General features: G+C 67.7%; 3 protein-coding genes. 1 reads left to right on the plus strand and 2 read right to left on the minus strand.

From position 1 onward, the window contains the following. Window positions 1–31: 31 nt before the first annotated feature. Window positions 32–1684 (plus strand): DNA repair protein RecN, encoded by a 1653-nt coding sequence (recN, locus tag BM397_RS27290; protein ID WP_092431001.1) that lies wholly within the window; start codon window positions 32–34, stop codon window positions 1682–1684. A 216-nt stretch (window positions 1685–1900) separates the two neighbouring features. On the opposite strand, the gene BM397_RS27295 is transcribed toward recN, so the two are convergent. Together BM397_RS27295 and BM397_RS27300 are read right to left on the minus strand one after the other, a co-directional pair. Then, complete coding sequence (locus tag BM397_RS27295; RefSeq protein ID WP_092431003.1) at window positions 1901–4981, minus strand: valine--tRNA ligase; 3081 nt, start codon at window positions 4979–4981, stop codon at window positions 1901–1903. 137 nt (window positions 4982–5118) lie between these two features. Then, window positions 5119–5877: a sulfotransferase family protein gene (locus BM397_RS27300; RefSeq protein WP_092431004.1), complete on the minus strand. Its 759-nt coding sequence runs from the start codon at window positions 5875–5877 to the stop codon at window positions 5119–5121. Window positions 5878–6181: the final 304 nt, after the last annotated feature.

A 6181-nucleotide genomic window follows, 5' to 3' on the forward strand; every position in this document is an offset into this window, starting at 1 on the left:
ATTAGGGAGGACGGCTGGACCGTCTGAATGGATGCTCCGAGCGCTTGAAATCCGCGATCTCCTCATCATCGACCGGCTGGACCTGAACTTCCAGCCGGGCCTCAACGTCCTCACCGGCGAGACCGGGGCGGGCAAGTCCATCCTTCTCGACAGCCTCGGCTTCGTGCTCGGCTGGCGCGGCCGCGCCGAGCTGGTGCGGGCCGGTGCCGCACAGGGCGAGGTCACGGCGGTCTTCGAGCTGTCGCCCGGGCACGCCGCGCGCGCGGTTCTGGACGAGGTCGGCCTGCCGGTCTCGGACGAGCTGATCCTGCGTCGGGTGAACAGTGCCGACGGGCGCAAGACCGCCTGGATCAACGACCGCCGCGCCAGCGGCGAGGTGCTGCGGCGCCTGTCGGAGACGCTGGTCGAGCTGCACGGTCAGCACGACGACCGCGGGCTGCTCAATCCCTCGGGGCATCGCGACATCCTCGACGCCTATGCCGCGCTCACCGCCGAGCTGGCCGCGGCGCGCGGCGCCTGGGCCGAGCAGCGCAGTGCGCGCAAGCGCCTGGCCGAAGCCGAGGCCGCGCTCGAGGAGGTCCGCGCCGAAGAGGACTTCCTGCGCCACGCCGTGGCCGAGCTGGACAAGCTCGCGCCGGAACCGGGCGAGGAAACCGAGCTCGATCAGAAGCGCCGCATGATGCAGGCGGCAGAGCGCATCCGCGCCGACATCGCGCGCGCCGGGCATTCGCTCGGCAACGACGGCGCCGAGGGCGCCATGGCGGATGCGCTGCGCTGGCTCGAGGGCGCCGCAGAGGGGGCCGAGGGCCGGCTCGACGCAGCGATCGCCGCGCTCACCCGCGCCATGGCCGAGCTCGACGAGGCCGCGCGCGAGGTCGACGACACGCTGGAGCTGCTCGATTTCGACCCGCGCGCGCTGGAGGACACAGAGGAACGGCTCTTTGCCATCCGCGGCCTCGCGCGCAAGCATAACGTCCTGCCGGACGAACTGGCCGAGCTGCGCGAGACGCTCTCGGCCCGACTTTCTGCGCTGGATCATTCGGCCGAGGAGCTGGACGCGCTGAACGCCGAGCTGCGCCGGACGGAAAAGGCCTATGACGCCGCCGCCACCGCGCTCACCGAGGCACGCCGGGTCTCCGCCGCCAGGCTCGATGCCGCCGTGGCGGGTGAGCTGGCACCGCTGAAGATGGAGCGCGCGGTCTTCCGCACCGAGATCACCGAGGCCCCCGAGGGCCCCGAAGGGCGCGATGCGGTGGCCTTCACCGTCGCCACAAACCCCGGTGCGCCCTCCGGACCGCTGAACAAGATCGCCTCGGGCGGCGAGCTCTCGCGTTTCCTGCTGGCCCTCAAGGTGTGCCTGTCGGAAGAGCAGGGCGGTGAGGTGACGATGATCTTCGACGAGATCGACCGCGGGGTTGGCGGGGCGACCGCTGCCGCGGTGGGCCGCCGCCTCGCGGCGCTGGCCGAGGGCGGGCAGGTGCTGGTTGTCACCCACTCGCCGCAGGTGGCGGCGCTCGGCGCGCACCACTGGCGCGTGGCCAAACGGGTAGAGAATGACATCACCCTCTCGTCGGTGACCCCGCTGGGAGACGGCGAGCGCGAGGACGAGATCGCGCGCATGCTGGCCGGCGACACGGTCACCCCGGAGGCGCGGGCGGCGGCGCGGGCGCTCCTGGTCGGCTGAGGCGCGGGCGTCGCCCTCGGGATTTCGCGTATTTGATAAGAGAAGAAGGGGCAGGCGCGGCGCGCCCGCTCTGGCCTTCTCTGCGCGCTTCTTCTCTTTCCAAATACGCATATCCTGCCAGCCGCCAGATGCGGCGCGTCGGGATATGGCGATGCGCATGAAAAAGGCCCGCCGGGAGCGTACCGGCGGGCCTTTCTCTCGCTGTGACTTGAGGTGTCAGCCCAGCTCTGCGAGCCGTGCGAGCGCCTCTTTCAGCTTCGCCTCTTCTTCCTCACGCGCGGCGAGGTTGTCCTTGGTTTCCTGAACGACCTCTTCCGGTGCGCTCTCGGCGAACTTGGGGTTCTTCAGGCGACCGCGCAGACCGCCAAGCTCCTTGCCAAGTTTCTGCAGCGCCTTCTCGAGGCGGGCCTTTTCTTCCTCGACGTCGATGATCCCGGCCAGTGGCAGGCCGAAGGTGCCGCCGCTCAGCGCCAGCGCCGCGGTGCCCTTCGGCATCTCCTCGACCTCGGTCAGGTCCTCGATCCGCGCGTAACGCTTCACGAAGGCCTCGTTGGTGGCATAGGCGGCGCGCGCCTCGGGGCTGAGACCCTTGACCACGCAGGGCACGTAGGCGCCGGCGGGCACGTGCATCTGCGCACGGGCCGAGCGGATCGCCTCGATCATGCGGATCACCCAGTTCAGCTCGGCGTCGGCCTGCGCGTCGACCATTTCCGCCGCGCTGTACTCCGGCCAGTCGCCGTGGATCAGCATCTTCGGCCGTGCGCGCTGCGCCCAGAGCTCCTCGGTGACGAAGGGCATGATCGGGTGCAGCAGGATCAGGCACTGGTCGAAGGCCCAGGCGTAGGTGGCGCGGGTCTCGGCCTTGGCGGCTTCGTCCTCGCCGTGGAATACCGGCTTGGTGAACTCGAGGTACCAGTCGCAGAAGGTGCCCCAGACGAAGGCATAGAGCGCCTGCGCCGCGTCGTTGAAGCGGTAGTCGGCCAGCGCCGCGTCCACCGCCTCGCGGGTCTTGGCGACCTCGCCCTTGATCCAGCGGTTGAGGGGCAGGGTGGTCTCGGGCACGTTACCCTCATGCGCCAGCTCGAACACGCCGTTCATCTGCGCATAGGAGGCGGCGTTCCACAGCTTGGTGCCGAAGTTGCGGTAGCCGGCGATGCGCTGCATGTCGAGTTTCAGCACGCCGCCGAGCGAGGCCATGGCGGCATTGGTGAAGCGCAGCGCGTCGGCGCCGTACTCGTCGATGATCTCCAGCGGGTCGACGACATTGCCGAGCGACTTCGACATTTTCTTGCCCTTGGCGTCGCGCACGAGGCCGTGGAGGTAGACGTCCTTGAATGGGATCTCGTCCACGACGGCGAGCTGCATCATCATCATCCGGGCGACCCAGAAGAACAGGATGTCCTGCCCGGTGACCAGCACGTCGGTCGGGAAGTACTTTGACAGCTCCGGCGTCTGCTCGGGCCAGCCCAGCGTGCCGATCGGCCAGAGGCCGGACGAGAACCATGTGTCGAGCACGTCGGGATCGCGGAACACCGGGATCGCCTGCGGGCGGCGGCGCTGGTCGACGCCGGTGAAATCGGTGCCCTGCTGCAGCAGCGCGGCGAGGTGGTCCTCGGCGGCGGCGGCATCCTCGACGATCAGGAACTCGGCGTCCTCGCCGAAGACCGCCTTCATCTGCTCGATCGCCTCATCTTCCGAGGCGGCACAGAACGAGCGCCACTCGTCCCCCATGCCCGGCGTGTGCCAGACCGGGATCTGGTGGCCCCACCAGAGCTGGCGCGAGATGCACCAGGGCTCGATGTTCTCGAGCCAGTGGTAATAGGTCTTCTCGCCGCTCTCGGGCATGATCCGCACGCGCCCCTCGCGCACGGCATCGAGTGCCGGGCCGACGATCTGCGCGGTGTCGACGAACCACTGGTCGGTGAGCATCGGCTCGATCACCACCTTCGAGCGGTCGCCGAAGGGCTGCATGATCGGCTTGGCCTCGACCAGCGGCACCCATTGTGCCGGCTCGTCCAGCGCCTCGCCGCCTTCCTCGGGCGCGACCGGGGCCTTGCCCGCGGCCTTGCCGAGACGCGGATCGGTCGGCTCGGTCATCACGGCGAGCCCCTCGGCGGTGATCTCGGCGATCACCGCCTCACGCGCCGCGAAACGGTCGAGGCCGCGCAGGTGATCCGGGACGAGGTTGAGCTTGTCTGCCTCGTGCTCGTCCAGCGTCAGCTCGCCGCGGGCAACCTGCTGGGCGATCTCGGCGGCCTCGGCGTAGGGGTGGCCGTCCTCGCGCATGGTCGCGCGGGTGTCCATCAGGCGGTAGCAGGGGATGCCGCCGCGCTTGGCGACGCCGTAGTCGTTGAAGTCATGCGCGCCGGTGATCTTCACCGCGCCCGAGCCGAAGCTTGCATCGGGGTATTCGTCGGTGATGATCGGGATCAGGCGGCGGTGCTCTTTCGGGCCCACGGGGATTTCGCAGAGCTTGCCGACGATCGGCGCGTAACGCTCATCGGAAGGGTGCACCGCGACCGCGCCGTCGCCGAGCATGGTCTCGGGGCGGGTGGTGGCGATGGAGATGTAGTCCCGCTCCTCGGAGAAGAGCACGTTGCCGTCCTCGTCCTTCTCGACGTAGGTGTAGGTCTCGCCGCCCGCGAGCGGGTACTTGAAGTGCCACATGTGGCCCGGCACCTCGATGTTCTCGACCTCGAGGTCGGAGATCGCGGTCTCGAAATGCGGGTCCCAGTTCACCAGCCGCTTGCCGCGGTAGATCAGGCCCTTCTCGTACATGTCGACGAAGACCTTGATCACCGCGTCGTGGAAGTTGCCTTCCTCGCCCGCCGGCGCGCCCTCGGCCCCCGACATGGTGAAGGCGTTGCGCGACCAGTCGCAGGAGGCGCCGAGGCGCTTCAATTGGTTGATGATCGTGCCGCCGGATTGCTGCTTCCACTCCCAGACCTTCTCGAGGAAGGCCTCGCGGCCCATCTCGCGCCGGGTGGCGTTGTTCTTGTCCTTGGCCAGCTCGCGCTCGACGACCATCTGCGTGGCGATGCCCGCGTGGTCCTGACCGGGCTGCCAGAGCGTGTCGAAGCCGCGCATCCGGTGCCAGCGCACGAGGATGTCCTGCAGCGTGTTGTTGAACGCGTGGCCCATGTGCAGCGAGCCGGTCACGTTGGGCGGCGGGATCATGATGCAGAAGCTTTCGTCGCGCGAGGCGTTGGCCCCGGCCTTGAAGGCTCCGCTGTCTTCCCACGCCTTGTAGATGCGCGCCTCGGCCTCGGCCGCGTTGAAGGTCTTTTCCATCGCCATGGCTGCGTTCCCATGCCTGCTTGTGCTGTTGTCCGGACCCTCCTACCGAAAGGCTCGGCAAAGGGAAAGCGCCGCTTGCGCGTAGGGCAACATGGAGGCGCGGGCCCAGGGCTGGCGCATCGCGGCGCGGAACCGTTTCAGCCTGCGGCGGTCCGGTCGGCCGCCTCGGTTTCCAACCGGAGAAGGGCGTCGAACCAGGTCCGGTCTTCCTCATAGCCGAGCTGGTAGAGGATGTCGTGAAGCACCGGAAAGCGGGAGAACTGCTCGATGATGCGGGCCCGGTGCTCGGGGGCCTGCCATTTGCGCTGCCGCGAGACGTCGATCGCGCGAATGCCGTTGAGCGGGCCCTGCAGGCCGGTCGGAATGCTGGCCTTGTGAAAATCGCTGAAGCGACCGTTGAAGGTCAGTCCCAGCCCCTCGGAAAGCATCTGCTGCACCGCCTCGGGCTCGGTCACGAGATCCTCGTATTTCAGAAAGAAAACGCCCTGCGGAAAGAGACCGGAACCGCTGATCCGCATGCTGGCCTCATGTACCGGCAGCAAACCGGGGGCGGTGAATGTCGGGGTGCGTCCCTCGGGCACGAAGTAGCACTTGTCGGCGCCAACGAAATAGTCGTCGGGGACAGCCTTGTGGCGGCTGGTCAGAATGTCTCTGGGATCGCGCAACATGCAGATGAGGTCGATCCGTTTCCGGCCCTGGTTCGCCTGCATGATCCTCGGGAGGTCGAAGACGTCGAAGGGGCGCTTGGTGCATTGGTTGCCCGGCAGATGCAGGACGCCCGCCGCGGGACGTTCGGTATCAAACATGCCAAAGCCCTGCAGGGTGTTGCGCAGCATGTTGTAGAACAGCGTGCTGCCCGAGCGGCTCTGCCCAGCGATGACGATATGTCTCTCCAATGTCCGCGCCCCGTTTAACCCTGCGATTGAAGTTGAACTTGTAGCGCGACGTTTCACTTCGTTTAAAGCGCGGCGTCTCAGGAGCCGGAAAACAAAAAACGGCGGTGCCAGGGAGGAGGAGAGGCACCGCCGTTCCGTGTCACGAAAGCCCGAGGAGGAGGAGAAGAAGGGCTTCCGATCCGGTCAGGCCCGAGGGAGGCCCTATGTCAGGTGCGGCGGTCTCAGGGAGGAGGAGAGAGACCGCCGCTGCATCGTTGCCCCAGGGAGGAGGAGAGGGGCTCCGAAACTTGGGAACGACCGTCTG

Source organism: Alloyangia pacifica, from assembly GCF_900116195.1.
GTDB lineage: Bacteria > Pseudomonadota > Alphaproteobacteria > Rhodobacterales > Rhodobacteraceae > Salipiger > Salipiger pacificus.